The following is a 16,729-nucleotide window of genomic DNA, read 5'->3' on the forward strand; positions in this document are numbered from 1 at the left end:
GCGCCTTCATCGCATAACCCGTGTCGCGACTCATCGGCACCTTTCCTTGAGATGTCAGGAAGGTGCCGGTGGGTGAATTTGACTTGCGTAAAAGAGGGGGAATAATTTCGTGGCTGACGAAATGGTCAGACAGGCGCAGAGGTTCGTGAACTCTGCCTACGGCAGCCGTATCGGCATGACCGTGACGGAGGACGGCCAGACGGGGTGGAACACCATGTACGCCCTCACCCGAGCCCTCCAGTACGAACTCGGTATCTCGTCGCTCTCCAACAGTTTCGGACCCACCACGCTCTCCACGCTCGCCTCGAAGTACCCCAAGCTGAACGCGTCGACCGTGCCGTCCGCGGACTTCTGCCGGATCATCCAGTCGGCGATGTACTGCAAGGGCTACGACGGCGGCGACATCGACGGGAAGTACAACTCCCGCGTCGAGGCCGGGATCTCCAAGCTGAAATCGGACATGGGTGTCGACGGCGCCTTCCCTGGCAGCAGCGTGGAAGCCAAGGTGTTCAAGGGCCTGCTCAACATGGATGCCTACGTCACTGTCAACTCTGGCTCCGACGCGATCCGAAGCGTCCAGCGGTGGCTGAACGGCCGGTACGTCAAGCGCAGTGACTTCTTCATCATCCCCTGCGACGGTCACAACTCCCGCGACGTGTCCAAGTCCATGCTCTACGCCATCCAGTACGAATTGGGGATGGCCGACGGTACCGCGAACGGCGTGTTCGGGCCCGGCACCCAGAGCGGGCTGAAGAGCCACACGGTGACGGTCGGGGACAGCAGCACCTGGGCCCTGTTGTTCGCCGCCGCCATGATCCTCAACAGACGGTCGGTGTCCTTCGGGGGCTTCACCACGGCCACGCAGACGGCGGTGGAGGACTTCCAGTTATTCGCGCAGCTCCCTGCCACCGGCAAGGGCGACTTCTCGACCTGGGCCTCCCTCCTCGTCTCCTACGGTGACCAGTCCCGCAAGGGCGCGGCCTGCGACGGCGTCACCAAGATCACCCCGGCCCGGGCCGCCGCCCTGAAGGCGGAGGGCATCAAGTACGTCGGGCGGTACCTCACCAACCCGAGCACGACCAGCCTGCCGGAGAAGGAGATCCAGCCGGGGGAGCTGCAGACCATCGCCGACAACGGCCTGCGCTGCTTCCCGATCTACCAGACGTACGGCCGTGACGCCTCCGGCTTCAACTACGCCGCCGGGCGGGCGGCGGGCCAGGCCGCGATCAACGCCGCGCTGGACCACGGCTTCAAGCCGGGCACCCGTATCTTCTTCGCCGTCGACTTCGACGCCCTGGACACCGACGTCACCAACAACGTCCTGCCCCACTTCAAGGGTATCCACGACGCTATCGAAGAGGACGGGCTGCGATACCAGATCGGCGTGTACGGTCCGCGCAACGTGTGCACCCGGGTCGGCCAGGCCGGCCACTCCGGTGCTTCCTTCGTCTCCGACATGTCTTCCGGCTTCTCGGGCAACTTCGGCTACCCGCTGCCGACCGACTGGGCCTATGACCAGATCGTCACCCAGTGGGTCGGCTCCGGCGACGGAAAGATCGAGATTGACGTCAACATCGCCTCCGGCCGCGACATCGGACAGAACTCGTTCGACAAGCCGCGCACCGCCGCCGCGGACGTGCGGTTCAAGGCCGACTACGTGAACTCCATGCGCACCGACATCGGCAAGTACATGCAGTCGATCGGCTTCCCGAACGAGGGCGGCAATCGCATCTTCACCCACGCCGAGTGCTTCGACACGATCCTCGCCAACGACGACGTCATCACCGCGCAGTCCAACCGGTACAACATGCGCAAGGCGCTGATCCAGACGTCGGCTTACTGGGAGATGCGCCACTACGACCTCGTCGACCAGGCCGTGGATCACGCGGTCGCTGATTACCACACCAAGGGCATCGGCGTGAAGAGGGACTCCTCCACCGGCATCGCGCAGATCAGCGGCGAGGTCGGCATCCGCGCCTGGAACCACGGCATCCTGAAGGACTACGTGTCCGGAACGAGCCTGGACCCCACCAAGGACGCGGACATCTGGACCATGTGGCAGAAGGTCAACAAAGACAACGCCTTCGCCCTGCAGACCGTTGCGCTGATCCACCTGTGGTCCGCGGATGGGAAGGCGGGCGGCAACAACCCGCCCGGTGGCGAGAGCGTCCTGCGCTACATGCGCCTCGACTACAAGGAGTCGGAGATATTCCAGATCCTGCGCCGTTATCAAGGCTGGGGGGCTGAGGCGGAGGAGCACGCGAACAAGCGCATGGGCCTCTACCAGGTCTTCGAGAAGTACAACGGCATCGTCCGAAATCTTTGAGTGAGGCACTGTGAGCGACAACCAGCCGAATGTCCTGGCCGTACTGGTGATCATCCTCGTCGGGATTGCGGTAGCAGGTGCTCTCGCCGTGTACGGCTGCACCACGCTGTCCCGGCACGGTGTGAAACGTTCGGGCCCGGCTGTCCTGCTCCGCGGCTGCGCCGCACTCGCCGGTAGCGCCGCGGCGGCCCTGTATGTCTGGGGCGCCGTGCACCTCATACGCGACGAGACGATGACGGATCAGGCATGCAAGGACGCGGTGCCCTCGGCACACGCGGCCGGCATCGACGGCTACTCCGTTTCTTACGTCCCGCTGCAGCTGGAGTGCCATGTCCCGGGTGCCGGCACGTACGCCGCGGCCGTTCCGGACTATGTCAACCCCGGCGTGGTGGCTCTGGCCCTGCTCGCCGCCGTGCTCGGAATCTCAGCGGGCTACGCATCGGAGCTCCGCGCAAGAGCCGACTTCAGGAAAGAGACTTCCAGTTGAACCCTTCCCACATGACACGACGTGGCCTCCTGGGCCGTACGGCGGCGATCACGGGTGCCGCCATCGCCGCATCCCTCCCCGCCTCTCAGTTCCTTGCCTCGCCCGCGTTCGCGGTCGAGCAGGACCCGACACCGGTACAGGTGCGTGAGGCCGTGCGCAGAGCGCAGGAACGCAACAGACGGGTGCTGACGGGCAAGCCGTCACGTAACGGCTGGGAGATGGAGCGGGTCGTTGACGGCGGAGGCTCCGTCTACACCCGTCCTGTTCCCGGCACGCCGCTAACCGGCATCGCGGTACGCATGGGCGAGGTCGAGACCGTACTCGTGCATGTCGTGCGCCGTTTCCACTACGAGATCGACGAACTCCGCGCTGGCGATGTCGTCGGATGGCGCACCCCGGCAAAGGTCCGCAAGGGACTGGCGGAGTCGAACCAGGCGTCCGGCACGGCCGTGCAGATCAGGCCGGGCCACTACCCGAGTGGGGCGCGCGGCGGCTTCTACCCCCAGCAGTTGCTGGTGATCCGCGATGTTCTCGCCGAACTCGACGGTGTCGTCCGTTGGGGCGGGGACGACAGGAAAGCCGACGAGTCGCTGTTCTACATCGACGTCAAGCCCGGCGACGAGCGTTTGGCCAAGGTAGCGGCCAAGGTCCGTGGCTGGAGCGATGACCCCGCGGCCGGGGCCGGTACTCCGGTGAACGTGTTCTCCAGCAGGCGCCGCGAGGCGGCGGGCGCGCTAGCGGAGCGTCAGCGCAAGGCAGCCTAGGAAACGGCGGTCGGCCAGTCGTCCGGGTGCCCGGTGCCGATCGGCGGCGCCGGGCACCCGCGCGTTGAAGTACGAGTTGACCGGCGAGTGCGCCCGCCTGGGTGGCATTGGAACGGCATCATCTGCACGTGGACCGTCCAGGACAGAGGGTCGCCGTGCTCCATCGTCTCGTACAGGCGCGATTTCGGTTCGAGCCCGGCCGGGCAGTCACGCCCGGTTCAGCTCGAACCACACGACCTTCCCCGTACTCAGCCGCGTCGCCCCCCACCGCCTGGCCAACTTGTTGACCAGGTACAGCCCACGCCCGCCCTCATCCGTCGCACGAGCCTGCCGCAGCCGCGGCAGCTGGGGCACGTCGTCGGTGACCTCGCAGCGCAGCACATCCGTGCGCAGCAGCCGCAGGGTGACCGGCCGGGAGGCGTACCGCACCGCGTTGGTGACGACCTCGCTGATCAGCAGCTCCACCGAGTCGCTCAGGTCCTCCAGGCCCCAGCGGGACAGCGCGTGCCGCGCCAGCCGCCGGGCACGGCCCGGAGCCATCTCCTCCGGCTCCAGGAACCAGTAGGCGACGTCACTGGGCGCGATCCCGTCGAAGCGGGCGGCGAGCAGCGCGATGTCGTCGTCCCGGTCGCCCGGGCCGAGCATGTCGAGCACCTCGTCGCACAGCGCCTCCAGCGGCGGCGGGTGATCCGGGCCGGTGAGCTGCGCGGTGGCGGCGAGCTTCTCGCGCAGCTGCTCTATCCCGGTCCACACGTCCCGCAGACGCGACTCGACCAGGCCATCCGTGTAGAGCAGCAGCGTGGCCCCGGCCGGCGCGTCCAGCTCGACCGCCTCGAAGTCCACCCCGCCCACGCCGATCGGCGCGCCCGGCGGCACCCGCAGCACCTCGGCGCGCCCGCCCAGGTGCAGCAGGACCGGCGGCGGATGCCCGGCGTTGGCGATGGTGATCCGGTGCGAGACGGGGTCGTACACCGCGTACAGGCAGGTCGCCATGCGGTCGGTGCCCAGGCGCTGGGCCTGCTCGTCGAGGTGGTGCAGCACCTCCTGCGGCGGCAGGTCGAGCCCGGCCAGGGTCTGTGCGGTGGTGCGCAGCTGCCCCATGATCGCGGCCGAGGTCATGGAGTGCCCCATGACGTCGCCGACGACCAGGGCGACCCGGCTGCCGGGCAGCGGAATCGCGTCGTACCAGTCGCCGCCGACCCGCGCGGTCTCGGCCGCCGGCAGATACCGGTGCGCCAGCCGTACGCCGGTGGGGCGCGGCAGGGTCTCGGGCAGCATCGTGCGCTGCAGTTCGTCCGCGATGTACGCCTCGCGGCCGTACAGCACCGCCTTGTCGATGCCGAGCGCGCTGTGCGTGGCGAGCTGGGCGGCGACCAGCAGGTCGTCCTGCTCGAACGCCATGCGCTCCGGCCGGCGCAGGAACAGGGCCGCGCCGATCACCCGGCGGCGCCCGCGCAGCGGTGCCAGGATGGCGCGCTGGCCCGTGGGCACCGTGAACGGGCCGTCCTCACCGATGAGCTCGGGCAGGGCGGCACGGGCCGCGGGAGCGTCCGCGAACACCGGCCGTACGCCCCGGAGCACCTCGGCGAGCGCGCCACCGGGCCGTACCTCGCACAGCTCCGCCGTGACCGCCGACAGGTCGGAGGGCTCCGGCTGGACCGCGGGCATGAAGCCGTTCTCGGTGTCGCGCTCCGCGGGGATCCGGTCGGTACGGCGCAGCCGCAGCACGAGCGGACCGACGGGCCGCTCGTCGCCGACCGGCAGCGGTTCGCGCAGATAGACCAGGATCGCGTCCGAGAACGTCGGCACGGTGGCCCGGCACAGACCCATGACGATCTCGTCCAGGTCGAGGCCCCGGGCGATCCGCCGGGTCGCCGCGCCCACGAACCGCAGCCGGTCACCGTCACGCCGCATGGGCATGGGGCTGCCCGGCGGCAGCCCTTGGCCCAGGCGCCGCTCCTGGCCGTCCGGCACGCCCGGTGCCTGCTCGGCGCCCGGCTGGGCCGGAATGCTCTCCGGAGCGGGGCGCGGACGGTGCGGGTCGGGCTCGGTGGCGGCGGGCTGCGAGTGCTCCGGACCGCTGGACGCAGAGGTGCCGCTGTTCGTGGACGTGCCGCTGTTCGCGGACGTGTCGCTGTTCGCGGACGTGTCGCTGGTCGCGGAGGTGCCGGGGCCGGAGGACGCGCCCTGGCTGCTCTTCGCGCAGGGGGTCGTACCCGGTTCGGCGGGTGCGTCGCCCGTGCGCGCCTGAGCTGGTAAGGCGGGGGAGGGCGGCATCTGGAGCGGTTCGGTGGCCGGCATCGGCAGTGCCTCCGGGGTACGCAGGAGCGCCCCGCGGGGGTCCGCGGGGCTGGCGCCCGGCTGGGGGCGCTCGTGGGAGGTGGGGTGCTCCGTCACGCGTGTCGAATCCATCCGTCCGGGGCTGCGGGCCTGGCGTGGGGTCCGGCACACAGCAAACCCGTTGTTACGTCCCGCAGGAATCCCGATACCCGGAATACATGCCCCGGGAACGGAATTCCCTCGTGGCCAGAGGGAGTTCCTGTGCCACAGACGGTACCGGCCGACCCGGCCGCCCACAGCACCGGCCGCACTGACGGTTCGACCGGCCGTCTCCGGCCCGTACGGGTGTAGCCCACGTACCCCTTGGTCACGTCCTGCCGCCCCTCGGTGACGTCTGTTCAAGCACTGTGCGTCCTGCGGGAGTTGCCCCCATGAAATTCCTTTGCGGAGGACGATCCTACGGTTGTGTACCGGGGGCGCATCAAGGGTCTCATGGCGACGCGTGCGCCGGAGTGCGGTCCCAGTCGTCCGGAAGGGAGGGTACGCCCCATTCGGGATTCGGGCGCCAGTGCTGCCAGCCGTCCGTGAACGGCGGGCCCCAGGCCTCGATCACCTGCACGGCCGAGCGGCTCGCCGCCCGCACCCGCTCGGCGAGTTGTGCGTCCATCAGGCCGTCCCGCTGGGCCTGCGCGAACTCGTCCTCGTCGTGCCAGATCCAACTGCGGTCCGGGAGCACCGAGATGTCCAGGAAGTGGTCCTGGGAGTCCACACCGCCCTCCCAACGGGTCCCCGGCTCCTCCAGGTTCACGTACCAGTTCTTGAACTGCCAGCCCGGATCCCAGAACAGCCACACGGACCACGGCTCACGGGGCCGGGACAGCTTCAGCACACCCGTGCCGAACCAGCGGTCCCGCTGGACGGTCCGGGGTTTGGTGTAGCGGGACTCCAGCGGCTCGACGTGCACCGGGGTGCCGTCGACGAGCACGGGCTTGACGCACTCCGTGCCCGGCGCCAGCCACACGGCCAGCAACTCGTCGTCGTCCCGTACGACGGTGACGGGGCGCACGATGTGGAAGTGCTGGCCGGCGTTCTCCCGGTACCGCCACAGGATCTGAGTCCCGGGCGTCCAGAAGCCCGTCTCCGGTCCGCCCTTTTCCACTCGTCTCACCGCTCCGTCGTCCGCCATGCACAGATATTAGGTGCCACAGGCATACGACGCTGCGGTTGGTCCAATGGTTCACGCCATGGCGGGAAGACGGTTACGGGTGCGTCATGCGAGGTTGTCGGGACGTCATCCCCGGTTACGGCCGCGTCATGCGCAGGACATCCAGGGCCTCGTCCAACTGCTCGACGGTGAGGTCGCCTCGCTCCACGTACCCGCTCTCGAGCACGACCTCCCGGATCGTCTTCCGCTCGGCCAGCGACTTCTTCGCCACCTTCGCGGCCTCCTCGTACCCGATGTACTTGTTCAGCGGGGTGACGACGGAGGGCGACGACTCGGCGTACTCGCGGGCGCGTTCGCGGTGGGCGACGATCCCGTCGACGGTGCGGTCGGCGAGCAGCCGGGAGACGTTGGCGAGGAGCCGCACGGACTCCAGCACGTTCTTCGCGATCACGGGCAGCATCACGTTGAGCTCGAAGTTGCCGGCGGCTCCCGCGGTGGCGACGGTGGCGTCGTTGCCGGTCACCTGGGCGGCGACCATGAGGACCGCCTCCGGGATCACGGGGTTGACCTTGCCCGGCATGATCGAGGACCCGGGCTGCAGGTCGGGCAGGGAGATCTCGGCGAGGCCGGTGCGCGGACCGGAGGCCATCCACCGCAGATCATTGGCGATCTTGGTGAGGGACACGGCGATGGTCCGCAGCTGCCCGCTGGCCTCCACGATCCCGTCCCGCGCGCCCTGCGCCTCGAAGTGGTCCCGGGCCTCGGTGAGCGGCAGCCCCGTGACCCGCGCGATCTCGTCGATCACGGCGGCGGAGAAGCCGGGCGGGGTGTTGATGCCGGTGCCCACGGCGGTGCCGCCGAGCGGCAGTTCGGCGAGGCGGGGGAGTGAGGCGGTGAGCCGCTCGACGCCGTGCCGGACCTGAGCGGCGTACCCCCCGAACTCCTGCCCCAGCGTCACCGGGGTGGCGTCCATCAGGTGCGTGCGCCCCGACTTCACCACGTCGGCGAATTCCTCCGACTTGCGCTCCAGCGAGGCGGCGAGGTGCTCCAGGGCCGGGATCAGGTCGTGGGTGACGGCGGCGGTGGCGGCGATGTGGATGGACGAGGGGAACACGTCGTTGGACGACTGCGACGCGTTGACGTGGTCGTTGGGGTGCACGTCCCGGCCGAGCCGCTCGGTCGCGAGGGTGGCGATGACCTCGTTGGTGTTCATGTTCGACGAGGTGCCGGACCCGGTCTGGAACACGTCCACCGGGAAGTGCCCGTCCCACTGCCCCTCCGCGACCTCCGCGGCCGCCTCCTGGATCGCCTCGGCGACGTCCTTGTCGAGCACCCCGAGCCGCGCGTTGACCTTCGCGGCGGCGCCCTTGACGCGGGCGAGGGCCTCGATGTGGGCGCGCTCGATCCGCTGGCCGGAGATCGGGAAGTTCTCGACGGCGCGCTGGGTCTGGGCCCGCCACTTGGCGTCCGCCGGGACCTGCACCTCGCCCATGGAGTCGTGCTCAATGCGGTATTCGCTCATGCCCGTATAGCGATCGGGGCGGTGGGGATGTTCCGGGCTTTGCGCCGCATGAGTGCCGATGCCGATGCGGACAGCGATACCGCCCCCGCTCCGCTGCTGTGACCCAGGTCTCATCGCGGTCGTGCAGCAGATGAAGGGGCTTCCACGTGGAGGAGGGATGACAGGAAGGGAAGGGCGTGTGGGGACGGACTTCCATGAATTCGTGACCGCTCGGTCGGCCGCGTTACATCGCCGCGGTCGCTGCCGCGCTCATCGCGGCGGGCGGGGGGACCGCCCTGGCCACCTCGGTCGTGGGCGGCGACTCGAAGTCGGCGGCCACCAGCACGGAGACCAGGAGCGACGCCACCACCATGCTGTTCGGCTTCTCCGACGGCCAGACCGTCCCGATCGACTTCGCGGGCCGGCCCCTGGAGGATGCCAAGACCTACATGCTGAAGACGCAGACGAAGGTCGGCACCGTCACCAAGAAGGCCGCCCCGCGCTGCAAGCCGGGCTAGGTGATCGGCGTGTCCCCGCACGCCCCGAAGCCGGCTGACTCGCCCACGTTCCACTCTCGAACGACGCCCGCCCTCCAGCCCGTCCGGCGTTTGAGGACGAGGCCGTCAGGCCAAAAGGGGTCTGGGGCACAGCCCCAGCGGGGTGCGGGGGCGGAGCCCTCGGCGGGGTCGAAGGGGCAGCGCCCCTGGGATGGGACGGGTAGGGGCGGCGGGGGCGAACTCCATCCCCCGCCGCCCCGAAGGCACTACGCCAGCCCCGGCCCCCGCACCGGAATCGACGTGAACGTCGGCGCCGGGGCGGGGTTTTGGAAGAAGTCGTTGCCCTTGTCGTCGACGACGATGAACGCCGGGAAGTCCTCGACCTCGATCTTCCAGACCGCCTCCATGCCGAGCTCCTCGTACTCGACGACCTCGACCTTCTTGATGCAGTCCTGGGCGAGGCGCGCGGCCGGGCCGCCGATGGAGCCGAGGTAGAAGCCGCCGTGGGTGCCGCAGGCGTCGGTGACCTGCTTGCTGCGGTTGCCCTTGGCCAGCATGACCTTCGAGCCGCCCGCCGCCTGGAACTGCTCGACGTAGGAGTCCATACGGCCGGCTGTCGTCGGGCCGAAGGAACCGGAGGCGTACCCCTCGGGGGTCTTCGCCGGGCCGGCGTAGTACACCGGGTGGTCCTTCAGGTACTGCGGCATCTCCTCGCCCGCGTCCAGCCGCTCCTTGATCTTGGCGTGCGCGATGTCACGGGCCACGACGAGCGGGCCGGTGAGCGAAAGGCGGGTCTTCACCGGGTACTTGGTCAGCTCGGCGAGGATCGACTCCATCGGCTGGTTGAGGTCGATCTTCACGACGTCGGAGGACTCGTCGAGGTGCTCGTCCGTCGTCTCCGGCAGGAAACGCGCCGGGTCCGTCTCCAGCTGCTCCAGGAAGACTCCCTCGGCGGTGATCTTCGCGACGGCCTGGCGGTCGGCGGAGCAGGAGACGGCGATCGCGACCGGGCAGGACGCGCCGTGCCGGGGCAGGCGCACCACGCGCACGTCGTGGCAGAAGTACTTGCCGCCGAACTGCGCCCCGATGCCGATCTTCTGCGTCAGCTCGAAGACCTTCTCCTCAAGCTCCTTGTCCCGGAAGCCGTGGCCGAGCGGCGAACCCTCGGCCGGGATCTCGTCCAGGTAGTGCGCGGAGGCGTACTTGGCGGTCTTGAGCGCGTACTCGGCGGACGTACCGCCGACGACGATCGCCAGGTGGTACGGCGGGCAGGCCGCCGTGCCGAGCGAGCGGATCTTCTCCTCCAGGAACTTCATCATGGAGGCCTCGTTCAGGACGGCCTTCGTCTCCTGGTAGAGGAACGACTTGTTGGCGGAGCCGCCGCCCTTGGCCATGAAGAGGAACTTGTAGGCGCCGCCGTCGGTCGCGTACAGCTCGATCTGGGCCGGGAGGTTGGAGCCGGTGTTCTTCTCCTCCCACATGGTGAGCGGAGCCATCTGCGAGTAGCGCAGGTTGAGGTTCAGGTACGCGTCGTAGATGCCGCGCGACAGGGCCTCCTCGTCGCCGCCCTGGGTCAGCACGTTCTGTCCGCGCTTGCCCATCACGATCGCCGTGCCGGTGTCCTGGCACATGGGCAGCACACCGGCGGCCGCGATGTTCGCGTTCTTCAGCAGGTCCAGCGCCACGAACTTGTCGTTGCTCGACGCCTCGGGGTCGTCGATGATGCGGCGCAGCTGCGCGAGGTGGGCCGGACGCAGGTAGTGCTGGATGTCGTGGATGGCCTCCGCGGCGAGCTTGCGCAGCGCCTCCGGCTCGACCCTGAGGAACGTGCGCCCGTCGGCCTCGAAGGTGGAGACACCCTCGGAGGTCACCAGCCGGTAGGGGATGGTGTCCTCTCCCATCGGGAGCAGATCGGTGTACGCGAACTCAGGCATCGCAGCCCATTCCTCACTCGACAGACGACGGCCCGCCGACACTGGCGGGCCTCACCAGCCTAGAACCTGCCGCTGACAGCCGGCTTGTGAGGTAAGGCTCAGTTCGGCCCGCGGCCTCCGGACGGGATTCTCGGGACGGGATCGCCCGAACAGGGGTATCGCGATCTATCGTGTTTGGGTACGCTGGCGCCGTGGACCTTCAGAAGCAGACCGCTGCCGCCCCCACACCCACCGTCGAGCTGCGCGCCTCGGACGCCGACCGGGACCGCATCGCCGACATCCTGCGCGAAGCCCTCGCCGAGGGCAGGCTCACCGCCGACGAGCACGCCGAGCGCGTGGAGGGTGTGCTGACCGCCAAGACGGTGGGCGAACTCGACGCGTTCGTACGGGATCTGCCGGCCGCCCACACCGGCAGGGCCACCACGGCGTACGACGCGGTGCCGGGCAGGCCCTCGCCCGGCGCGATTCCGGCCGACCCCGACGAGCACCTGGTCGCGGTGTTCAGCTCCTCGGTGCGCAAGGGCCGCTGGCGGGCCGGACGCCGCATCCACGCGTACGCGATATTCGGCAGCGTCGAGATGGACCTCAGTGAGGCGACCTTCGAGTACCGCCAGGTGGTGATCAGGGCGATCTCGGTCTTCGGCAGCGTCGACATCCGCGTCCCGGAGAACGTCTCGCTGCGCGGCAGCGGCGGTGGCGTCCTCGGCAGCTTCGAGGTGGACACCCGGGATTCGGCGGAACCCGACGCGCCCGTGGTCTATGTGGACGGGCTGTCCGTACTGGGAAGCGTGGACGTCAGGCCCCGGCGGGGCAAGGTGATAGCCGACCTGCTCGACCGCGTGACGCGCAAGGTCGACGACAGTTTGCGCAAGCATCTGGATCGTTGACGGTTGCGAATTTATCCGGGCCCGAAGCGCGGGTGTTCCTCGGCCGTCGAGCCATGTCACCCTCAAAATCCAGCTGTTCGGAACTCGGCGCATAGGCCCGCGCACAACGGGTAGGCCTTGCTGCATCGTCTCTCGCTCGCGAAGCCGTCGTCAGGAGTAGACCGTGCTGCAACCGTCGCCTTCGTCCCTGCAGGTCGCTGCCGTTCCGCCCCAGCGGGTGCCAGTGCGAGACAGGGATCAGGACGCCCCATGGCACACGGAGGCGGTGTGCCGGCGCGACGAAGCCGGACTGTTCTTCGCCCCGTCGAAGGAGCCCACCGCGGCTCGGCTCTCCCGCGAGGAGGCGGCGAAGCGGGTCTGTGCCCGTTGCCCCGTCATGGTCGAATGCCGCGAGCACGCGCTGCTGCAGCCCGAGCCGTACGGCGTCTGGGGCGGCCTCACCGCGGCCGAGCGCCGTGTGGTCCTGGCCCGGCGCCGCCGCCGCGACCTGGAACTGAAGAAGGCGGCCCAGGCGGCGCGCGTCGCCGCCGCTTCCTGAGTTCCTGGCGCAAACTCCGAGCCGCGCCCTTACGGGCTGCCCCTCCGCACAGGGGCGTCCCGTAAGGGGCGATTGGGGGCGCGGGGAACTGCGCGACCAGCCACAGGCAACCCGCAGCTCGGAGACGGCCTGTAGCCCCCAACGGCCCAACCGGCGGAGCTACTTGGCCCGCTCGAAGTCGATCGAGCTGTACGCACGCAGCTTGCTCAGCCGGTGCGTGGAGTCGATACGGCGGACCGTGCCGGACTTCGACCGCATGACGATCGAGTCGGTCGAGGCGGTCTCGGCGCGGTAGCGCACGCCGCGCAGCAACTCGCCGTCGGTGATGCCGGTGGCCACGAAGAAGACGTTCTCACCGGAGACCAGGTCGTCCGTGGTGAGCACCCGGTCGAGGTCGTGGCCCGCGTCGATCGCCCGCTGGCGCTCCTCGTCGTCCTTCGGCCACAGCTTGCCCTGGATGGTGCCGCCGAGGCACTTGACCGCGCAGGCCGAGATGATGCCCTCGGGCGTACCGCCGACACCGAGCAGCATGTCGATGCCCGTGCCCTCGCGCAGTGCCAGGATCGAGCCCGCGACGTCACCGTCGGAGATCAGCTTGATGCGCGCGCCGGTCTCGCGGATCTCGTCGATGAGGCCCTCGTGGCGGGGCCGGTCGAGGATGACGACCGTGACGTCCTCGGGTGTGGATCGCTTGGCCTTGGCGACCCGGCGGATGTTGACGGACACGGGCGCGTTGATGTCGACGAAGTCGGCGGCGTCCGGCCCGGTGACCAGCTTGTCCATGTAGAAGACGGCTGACGGGTCGAACATGGTGCCCCGGTCGGCGGCCGCGAGCACGGCGATCGCGTTCGTCATGCCCTTGGCCGTCAGCGTCGTTCCGTCGATCGGGTCGACGGCGATGTCGCACTCGGGGCCGGTCCCGTCACCGACGCGCTCCCCGTTGAAGAGCATCGGGGCCTCGTCCTTCTCGCCCTCACCGATGACGACGACACCGTTCATCGACACGGTGGAGACGAGGGTTCGCATGGCGCGTACGGCGGCTCCGTCGGCGCCGTTCTTGTCGCCTCGGCCGACCCAGCGGCCGGCGGCCATGGCGGCGGCCTCGGTGACGCGTACCAGTTCGAGAGCGAGGTTGCGGTCGGGGGCCTCGGACGGGACCTCGAGTTCTGACGGCAGATGGTGGTTCTCGGTCATCGGAGCGCACCTTCCTGATACGACGACGGCCGGATGAGGGTTCGCCTCGACTCTATCGCCAGACCGACAAAACGAGCAGGGGACCCCACGGATGAGCAGACCGGTGTACCTGCGACGATGAGGACGTGGCAGGTAAGAACGGTAAACAGACGGTCCGCAACATGGTCCTCTCCCTGGGGGTCAGTGTGCTGGCGGCCGGAGTCATCTATCTCTTCGTCCCGCACGACGACTCCGCGCCCGAGCTCAAGCGGGTCGACTACCGCGTCGAACTCTTGACGGCGCGCCGTGCGGCGTCCTATCCGGTGGCCGCGCCCGAGGGCCTGCCCAACAGCTGGAAGGCGACCTCCGTCCGGTTCCAGGGCGACGAGTCCGACGCCTGGCACCTCGGTTTCCACGACCCCGAAGGTCAGTACGTGGCGATCGAGCAGTCCGCTCAGAAGCCGTCCACCTTCATCGAGGACGCCACGCAGGGCGCCGAGGAGACGAAGTCCACCCAGAAGATCGCCGACCAGGTCTGGCGGCGCTACGAGGGTGAGCGCTACGACGCCCTCGTTCTCGAAGGTGACGGTGTGACGACCGTGGTGACGGGGTCGGCGCCGTTCGCCCAGCTGACGAAGATGGCCGAGGCGCTGAAGACGAAGTAGGCGCAGTAGGTGCACGGGCGCTGCCCGCGCACCGGCGTACGGGGGCGGGCGGCGGACGGGCGGCTTCGGCAGTGATCGCGGGCGATCGCAGGCCGGTGGGACGCGTCGAGCCCCGCCGCGCGTGATGCGCGGCGGGGCCAGAGGTGTCTGTCCGCGACGGTGTCTGTCGCGAGGGTGTCCGGCGCGAGGGTGTCCGGCGCGAGGATCAGACCGTGGTCACGACCTCGTCGAAGCCCAGGCGCGGCGAGCGCGGGTACGAGGCGTTCTCGCCGGGCCTGCCGATGTTGACGACGATCAGCGGCGTGTGGTCGTCGTCCAGGAACTCCTTGCGCACGCCCTCGGCGTCGAAGCCGGTCATCGGGCCGGCGGCCAGGCCCGCGGCACGGACGCCGACGATGAAGTAGGCGGCCTGGAGGGCGGCGTTGAGCGCGGCGGATCCCTCACGGGCCGGGCGCTCGGCGAAGAAGAGGTCCTTGGCCTGCGGGAAGGCCGGGAAGAGGGTCGGCAACTCCTCGTGGAACTCGTTGTCCGCGGAGAGGATCGCGACCAGCGGGGCGGAGGCGGTCTTCGGCCGGTTGCCCTCGGACATGTGCTGGACCAGGCGCTCGCGGGCCTCGGCGGAGCGGACCAGGGTGATGCGCAGCGGGGTCTGGTTGAAGGCGGTCGGACCGTACTTGACCAGGTCGTAGATCGCCTGCACCTGCTCGTCGGTCACCAGCTCGTCGGTGAACGTGTTCGCGGTGCGGGCCTCACGGAAGAGCAGGTCCTGAGCGGCTGGGTCAAGAACGAGGGACATGCGTGAACTCTCTCGGTTGTGCGTGGGCGTCCCGTTATCGGCGGGCGTCTCCGACGGTACGCGAGAGAAGTTCAATGTTCAACAAAGGGTGGGTGCGGGTGATCGGCTTCACAACCACCACCCAGGCCACCGCACCGTCGCTCAGGCAGGCCACCCGGAGGCCGGCGCGCCGCTCACTCCCCGCCCGACCCCGTGCTCTGCGAGCCCGCCTCCGGCTCGTCCGCCTCCTCCTCGGCCAGCGCCGCGTCCAGCCGTCGCCGCGCCCCGTCCAGCCAGCGCCGGCACACCTTGGCCAGCTCCTCGCCGCGCTCCCACAGGGCGAGGGACTCCTCCAGGGACGTACCACCCGCCTCCAGACGGCGGACGACCTCGATCAGCTCGTCCCGCGCCTGCTCGTACCCGAGCGCCTCGGCGGTCCCGCTCGTGTTGCTGCTGGTCATACGCCCACCCTATGTGTCGACTCGTACAGAGAACTCGCCCTCGGCCACCCGGGCCCGCAGCGACTCGCCCTCCGCGACCTCCTCCGGGGCACGGACGACATGGCCGTCGGCCTTCTGCAGCACCGCGTACCCCCGCTTCAGGGTCGCGGCGGGGGAGAGGGCCACCACGCGCGCGTGGGTGTGCGTCAGCTCCGAGTCGGCACGGTCCAGGTGGTGGCCGAGGCAGCGGCGGCTCCGGTCGACCAGCGCGGCGACCTGGTCCGCACGCTCGTCGACCATGCGGTGCGGGTCCTCCATCGCGGGGCGGGCCAGCGCGTGCGCCAGCCCCCGCTCCTCCCGCTCCAGATAGGCCTCCACGCAACGCCGTCCACGATCCCGCAGCCAGCGCACCCGCTCGTACTCCTCGCCGACGTCCGGGACGACCTTCTTGGCGGCGTCGGTCGGCGTGGACGCGCGCAGGTCGGCCACGTGGTCCAGCAGCGGGTTGTCCGGCTCGTGCCCGATGGCCGACACCACCGGGGTACGGCAGGACGCCACGGCCCTGACGAGCTGCTCGTCGGAGAACGGCAGCAGATCCTCCACGCTGCCGCCGCCCCGGGCGACGATGATCACGTCCACGTCGTCGATCGCGTCCAGCTCCTTGACCGCCTGGACGACCTGCGGCACGGCGTGCACGCCCTGGACCGCGACGTTGCGCACCTCGAAGCGGACGGCCGGCCAGCGGTGCCGGGCGTTCTCCAGGACGTCGCGCTCGGCGGCCGAGGCGCGACCGCAGACGAGTCCGACGAGCTGCGGCAGGAAGGGCAGCGGCTTCTTGCGCTCCGGCGCGAACAGCCCCTCCGCGGCGAGGGACTTCTTCAACTGCTCCAGCCGGGCGAGGAGTTCACCGACGCCGACGGGCCTTATCTCGGCGGCGCGCAGGGAGAGCTGCCCGCGCGGGGCGTACCACTCGGGCTTCGCGTGCACCACGACGCGCGCGCCCTCGCTCACGACGTCGGCGATCGCGTCGAACACCTGGCGGTAGCAGGTGACGCTCACGGAGATGTCGTGCGACGGGTCGCGCAGCGTCATGAAGACGACGCCCGCGCCCGGGCGCCGTGACAACTGGGTGATCTGCCCCTCGACCCACACCGCGCCGAGCCGGTCGATCCACCCCCCGATGAGCCGCGACACCTCGCCGACGGGCAGCGGGGCGTCCGCGGACGTAGTCAGTGCCATGCGCCCGAGGGTAGTGGGGGCCACTGACATTCCGGTCGCCGCGGCGGGTGGGGTGACG

General features: G+C 69.6%; 16 protein-coding genes. 7 read left to right on the forward strand and 9 right to left on the reverse strand.

Translation table 11 applies throughout. The features are described 5' to 3' along the window. Positions 1–109 precede the first annotated feature (109 nt). The 3 genes from AB0959_RS00975 to AB0959_RS00985 are packed head-to-tail and all read left to right on the forward strand — an operon-like array spanning position 110 to position 3,577. Complete coding sequence (locus AB0959_RS00975) at positions 110–2,326, forward strand: glycoside hydrolase domain-containing protein (protein ID WP_366824073.1); 2,217 nt, start codon at positions 110–112, stop codon at positions 2,324–2,326. Positions 2,327–2,336: 10 nt separating this feature from the next. Next, positions 2,337–2,813, forward strand: coding sequence for a hypothetical protein (locus AB0959_RS00980; RefSeq protein WP_366824074.1), 477 nt, complete (start codon positions 2,337–2,339; stop codon positions 2,811–2,813). Between the two features lie 11 nt (positions 2,814–2,824). Further along, the gene (locus AB0959_RS00985; protein ID WP_366824075.1) at positions 2,825–3,577 is read left to right on the forward strand and encodes a hypothetical protein; all 753 of its coding nucleotides are present in this window, start codon (positions 2,825–2,827) and stop codon (positions 3,575–3,577) included. A 207-nt stretch (positions 3,578–3,784) separates the two neighbouring features. On the opposite strand, the gene AB0959_RS00990 is transcribed toward AB0959_RS00985, so the two are convergent. The 4 genes from AB0959_RS00990 to AB0959_RS01005 form a co-directional block, all read right to left on the reverse strand. Continuing rightward, complete coding sequence (locus AB0959_RS00990) at positions 3,785–5,974, reverse strand: SpoIIE family protein phosphatase (protein WP_366824076.1); 2,190 nt, start codon at positions 5,972–5,974, stop codon at positions 3,785–3,787. A gap of 373 nt (positions 5,975–6,347) precedes the next feature. Continuing rightward, positions 6,348–7,043, reverse strand: a complete 696-nt coding sequence (locus AB0959_RS00995) for a DUF402 domain-containing protein (RefSeq protein WP_366824077.1) — start codon at positions 7,041–7,043, stop codon at positions 6,348–6,350. Between the two features lie 115 nt (positions 7,044–7,158). After that, entirely contained in the window at positions 7,159–8,544 is a 1,386-nt protein-coding gene (locus AB0959_RS01000; protein ID WP_366824078.1) for a class II fumarate hydratase, read from the reverse strand. 223 nt (positions 8,545–8,767) lie between these two features. Next, a complete protein-coding gene (locus AB0959_RS01005; RefSeq protein ID WP_366824079.1) occupies positions 8,768–8,896 on the reverse strand; it encodes a hypothetical protein in 129 nt (42 codons plus the stop codon). Between AB0959_RS01005 and AB0959_RS01010 the strand changes: the two genes are divergently transcribed. Further along, positions 8,895–9,041: a hypothetical protein gene (locus AB0959_RS01010; protein WP_366824080.1), complete on the forward strand. Its 147-nt coding sequence runs from the start codon at positions 8,895–8,897 to the stop codon at positions 9,039–9,041. The genes AB0959_RS01005 and AB0959_RS01010 overlap by 2 nt on opposite strands. A gap of 245 nt (positions 9,042–9,286) precedes the next feature. Here the strand turns inward: AB0959_RS01010 and AB0959_RS01015 are convergent, their stop codons facing one another. Continuing rightward, positions 9,287–10,954, reverse strand: coding sequence for a fumarate hydratase (locus tag AB0959_RS01015; RefSeq protein ID WP_366824081.1), 1,668 nt, complete (start codon positions 10,952–10,954; stop codon positions 9,287–9,289). 191 nt (positions 10,955–11,145) lie between these two features. Here AB0959_RS01015 and AB0959_RS01020 point away from each other — a divergent pair, with 191 nt between their 5' ends. Both AB0959_RS01020 and AB0959_RS01025 read left to right on the forward strand, forming a co-directional pair. Continuing rightward, positions 11,146–11,841 (forward strand): DUF1707 domain-containing protein, encoded by a 696-nt coding sequence (locus tag AB0959_RS01020; RefSeq protein ID WP_366824082.1) that lies wholly within the window; start codon positions 11,146–11,148, stop codon positions 11,839–11,841. Between the two features lie 163 nt (positions 11,842–12,004). Continuing rightward, on the forward strand, positions 12,005–12,379 hold the full coding sequence (locus AB0959_RS01025) for a WhiB family transcriptional regulator (RefSeq protein ID WP_366824083.1): 375 nt from the start codon (positions 12,005–12,007) through the stop codon (positions 12,377–12,379). 159 nt (positions 12,380–12,538) lie between these two features. Here AB0959_RS01025 and glpX read toward each other — a convergent pair whose 3' ends face one another. After that, positions 12,539–13,573 carry a class II fructose-bisphosphatase gene (gene glpX, locus AB0959_RS01030; protein WP_366824084.1) on the reverse strand — a complete coding sequence of 345 codons (1,035 nt, stop codon included), beginning with the start codon at positions 13,571–13,573 and terminating at the stop codon, positions 12,539–12,541. A 125-nt stretch (positions 13,574–13,698) separates the two neighbouring features. Between glpX and AB0959_RS01035 the strand changes: the two genes are divergently transcribed. Further along, a complete protein-coding gene (locus tag AB0959_RS01035) occupies positions 13,699–14,217 on the forward strand; it encodes a DUF4245 domain-containing protein (protein WP_366824085.1) in 519 nt (172 codons plus the stop codon). A 205-nt stretch (positions 14,218–14,422) separates the two neighbouring features. Here AB0959_RS01035 and AB0959_RS01040 read toward each other — a convergent pair whose 3' ends face one another. The 3 genes from AB0959_RS01040 to xseA form a co-directional block, all read right to left on the reverse strand. Continuing rightward, positions 14,423–15,013 (reverse strand): malonic semialdehyde reductase, encoded by a 591-nt coding sequence (locus tag AB0959_RS01040; RefSeq protein WP_366824086.1) that lies wholly within the window; start codon positions 15,011–15,013, stop codon positions 14,423–14,425. Between the two features lie 173 nt (positions 15,014–15,186). Further along, positions 15,187–15,453 (reverse strand): exodeoxyribonuclease VII small subunit, encoded by a 267-nt coding sequence (locus AB0959_RS01045; RefSeq protein WP_366824087.1) that lies wholly within the window; start codon positions 15,451–15,453, stop codon positions 15,187–15,189. 9 nt (positions 15,454–15,462) lie between these two features. After that, positions 15,463–16,671, reverse strand: coding sequence for an exodeoxyribonuclease VII large subunit (xseA, locus tag AB0959_RS01050; protein WP_366824088.1), 1,209 nt, complete (start codon positions 16,669–16,671; stop codon positions 15,463–15,465). Positions 16,672–16,729: the final 58 nt, after the last annotated feature.

It is taken from the genome of Streptomyces sp. NPDC046862, assembly GCF_040704615.1.
Lineage (GTDB): Bacteria > Actinomycetota > Actinomycetes > Streptomycetales > Streptomycetaceae > Streptomyces.

Coding starts and splice junctions, on each gene's coding strand:
- AB0959_RS00985 (WP_366824075.1), top strand. CDS start 2,825: ATGACACGACGTGGCCTCCTGGGCCGTACGGCGGCGATCACGGGTGCC.
- AB0959_RS00995 (WP_366824077.1), bottom strand. CDS start 7,043: ATGGCGGACGACGGAGCGGTGAGACGAGTGGAAAAGGGCGGACCGGAG.
- AB0959_RS01000 (WP_366824078.1), bottom strand. CDS start 8,544: ATGAGCGAATACCGCATTGAGCACGACTCCATGGGCGAGGTGCAGGTC.
- AB0959_RS01010 (WP_366824080.1), top strand. CDS start 8,895: ATGCTGTTCGGCTTCTCCGACGGCCAGACCGTCCCGATCGACTTCGCG.
- AB0959_RS01005 (WP_366824079.1), bottom strand. CDS start 8,896: ATGGTGGTGGCGTCGCTCCTGGTCTCCGTGCTGGTGGCCGCCGACTTC.
- AB0959_RS01015 (WP_366824081.1), bottom strand. CDS start 10,954: ATGCCTGAGTTCGCGTACACCGATCTGCTCCCGATGGGAGAGGACACC.
- glpX (WP_366824084.1), bottom strand. CDS start 13,573: ATGACCGAGAACCACCATCTGCCGTCAGAACTCGAGGTCCCGTCCGAG.
- AB0959_RS01040 (WP_366824086.1), bottom strand. CDS start 15,013: ATGTCCCTCGTTCTTGACCCAGCCGCTCAGGACCTGCTCTTCCGTGAG.
- AB0959_RS01045 (WP_366824087.1), bottom strand. CDS start 15,453: ATGACCAGCAGCAACACGAGCGGGACCGCCGAGGCGCTCGGGTACGAG.
- xseA (WP_366824088.1), bottom strand. CDS start 16,671: ATGGCACTGACTACGTCCGCGGACGCCCCGCTGCCCGTCGGCGAGGTG.